The organism is Paraburkholderia sp. A1RI-2L, assembly GCF_048957375.1.
Taxonomy (GTDB): domain Bacteria; phylum Pseudomonadota; class Gammaproteobacteria; order Burkholderiales; family Burkholderiaceae; genus Paraburkholderia.
Genome location: NZ_JARBTA010000012.1, coordinates 1 through 3,181, shown reverse-complemented (window position 1 = coordinate 3,181; position 3,181 = coordinate 1). Strand labels below are relative to the sequence as shown.

General features: G+C 54.0%; 2 rRNA genes. Both read right to left on the bottom strand.

Annotated features, from left to right (window positions below):
* Positions 1–7: 7 nt before the first annotated feature.
* Positions 8–121, bottom strand: a 5S ribosomal RNA gene (gene rrf, locus PWP93_RS37250).
* A gap of 155 nt (positions 122–276) precedes the next feature.
* Positions 277–3,156: ribosomal RNA gene (locus PWP93_RS37245) — 23S ribosomal RNA — on the bottom strand.
* Positions 3,157–3,181 lie beyond the last annotated feature (25 nt).

Here is a 3,181-nt window from a genome sequence, read left to right as displayed (position 1 = left end):
ATAAGGAGCCTGACGATTACCTACTTTCACACGGGCAATCCGCACTATCATCGGCGTGGAGCTGTTTCACGGTCCTGTTCGGGATGGGAAGGGGTGGGACCAGCTCGCTATGGTCATCAGGCATGACGGGTTGCTGCGTCGCACGGGTTTGGGTCAACCTGGCGCCACAGCCAATCGGGAAGAAGCGTAAAGAGGTGCTGTTTCTTGGGGTTGTGTTGTTTCCGGCACAACACCGATCTCTCAACCGTGCGTCTGTTCTCAAGACACACCTGTTATAGGATCAAGCCTTACGGGCAATTAGTATCAGTTAGCTTAACGCATTACTGCGCTTCCACACCTGACCTATCAACGTCCTGGTCTCGAACGACCCTTCAAGGGGATCAAGTCCCCGGGGAAGTCTCATCTTGAGGCGAGTTTCCCGCTTAGATGCTTTCAGCGGTTATCTCTTCCGAACATAGCTACCCGGCAATGCCACTGGCGTGACAACCGGTACACCAGAGGTTCGTCCACTCCGGTCCTCTCGTACTAGGAGCAGGCCCCCTCAAACTTCCAGCGCCCACGGCAGATAGGGACCAAACTGTCTCACGACGTTTTAAACCCAGCTCACGTACCTCTTTAAATGGCGAACAGCCATACCCTTGGGACCGGCTACAGCCCCAGGATGAGATGAGCCGACATCGAGGTGCCAAACACCGCCGTCGATATGAACTCTTGGGCGGTATCAGCCTGTTATCCCCAGAGTACCTTTTATCCGTTGAGCGATGGCCCTTCCATACAGAACCACCGGATCACTATGACCTGCTTTCGCACCTGCTCGACTTGTCAGTCTCGCAGTCAAGCACGCTTATGCCATTGCACTATCAGCACGATTTCCGACCGTACCTAGCGTACCTTCGTACTCCTCCGTTACACTTTGGGAGGAGACCGCCCCAGTCAAACTGCCTACCATGCACTGTCCCCGACCCGGATCACGGGCCAAGGTTAGAACCTCAAACAGATCAGGGTGGTATTTCAAGGACGGCTCCATGCAGACTGGCGTCCACACTTCACAGCCTCCCACCTATCCTACACAAACCGGTTCAAAGTCCAATGCAAAGCTACAGTAAAGGTTCATGGGGTCTTTCCGTCTAGCCGCGGGGAGATTGCATCATCACAAACACTTCAACTTCGCTGAGTCTCGGGAGGAGACAGTGTGGCCATCGTTACGCCATTCGTGCAGGTCGGAACTTACCCGACAAGGAATTTCGCTACCTTAGGACCGTTATAGTTACGGCCGCCGTTTACCGGGACTTCAATCAAGAGCTTGCACCCCATCATTTAATCTTCCGGCACCGGGCAGGCGTCACACCCTATACGTCCACTTTCGTGTTTGCAGAGTGCTGTGTTTTTATTAAACAGTCGCAGCCACCAGTTTATTGCAACCCCTTCACCCTCGGAGCGCAGGCTCCTCAAGCTACCAGGGCGTACCTTATCCCGAAGTTACGGTACCAATTTGCCGAGTTCCTTCTCCCGAGTTCTCTCAAGCGCCTTAGAATACTCATCTCGCCCACCTGTGTCGGTTTGCGGTACGGTTAATGTTGAACTGAAGCTTAGAGGCTTTTCCTGGAACCCCTTCCAGTTGCTTCGCTTCCGAAGAAGCTCGCGCCACACCCTTGAATTGCGCGCCCGGATTTGCCAAAGCGCCTTCTCCAATGCAGCGACCGGGACTTCCAACACCCGGACAACCTTCCGCGATCCGTCCCCCCATCGCATTCAACACTAGTGCAGGAATATTGACCTGCTTCCCATCAGCTACGCATTTCTGCCTCGCCTTAGGGGCCGACTCACCCTACGCCGATGAACGTTGCGTAGGAAACCTTGGGCTTACGGCGAGGGGGCCTTTCACCCCCTTTATCGCTACTCATGTCAGCATTCGCACTTCCGATACCTCCAGCACACCTTCCGGTGCACCTTCGCAGGCTTACGGAACGCTCTCCTACCATGCACATAAATGTGCATCCGCAGCTTCGGTATATGGCTTAGCCCCGTTACATCTTCCGCGCAGGACGACTCGATCAGTGAGCTATTACGCTTTCTTTAAAGGGTGGCTGCTTCTAAGCCAACCTCCTGACTGTTTTAGCCTTCCCACTTCGTTTCCCACTTAGCCATATTTGGGGACCTTAGCTGGCGGTCTGGGTTGTTTCCCTCTTGACACCGGACGTTAGCACCCGATGTCTGTCTCCCGTGATTGCACTCTTCGGTATTCGGAGTTTGCTATGGCGACGTAATCCGCAATGGACCCATCAACCATGACAGTGCTCTACCCCCGAAGGTGATACACGAGGCACTACCTAAATAGTTTTCGGAGAGAACCAGCTATTTCCAGGTTTGTTTAGCCTTTCACCCCTATCCACAGCTCATCCCCTAACTTTTCAACGTTAGTGGGTTCGGTCCTCCAGCACGTGTTACCGTGCCTTCAACCTGGCCATGGATAGATCACCTGGTTTCGGGTCTACACCCAGCGACTGGACGCCCTGTTCGGACTCGCTTTCGCTACGCCTGCCCTATTCGGTTAAGCTTGCCACTGAATGTAAGTCGCTGACCCATTATACAAAAGGTACGCCGTCACCCCTCGCGAGGCTCCGACTGTTTGTATGCATGCGGTTTCAGGATCTGTTTCACTCCCCTCCCGGGGTTCTTTTCGCCTTTCCCTCACGGTACTGGTTCACTATCGGTCGATCACGAGTATTTAGCCTTGGAGGATGGTCCCCCCATCTTCAGACAGGATTTCACGTGTCCCGCCCTACTTGTCGCATCCCTAGTTCTTCCGTTCCGTTTTCGTCTACAGGGCTATCACCTGCTATGGCCGCACTTTCCAGAGCGTTCGACTAACGGTACAGATAAAGAATGCAGGCTGATCCCATTTCGCTCGCCACTACTCTGGGAATCTCGGTTGATTTCTTTTCCTGCGGCTACTTAGATGTTTCAGTTCGCCGCGTTCGCTTCACGTGACCTATGTATTCAGTCACGGATACTCCATTCGGAGTGGGTTTCCCCATTCGGACATCCCCGGATCAAAGCTTGTTTGCCAGCTCCCCGGGGCTTTTCGCAGGCTACCGCGTCCTTCATCGCCTGTGATCGCCAAGGCATCCACCACATGCACTTGTTCGCTTGACCCTATAACGGGTGTGTCTCGCCGCGG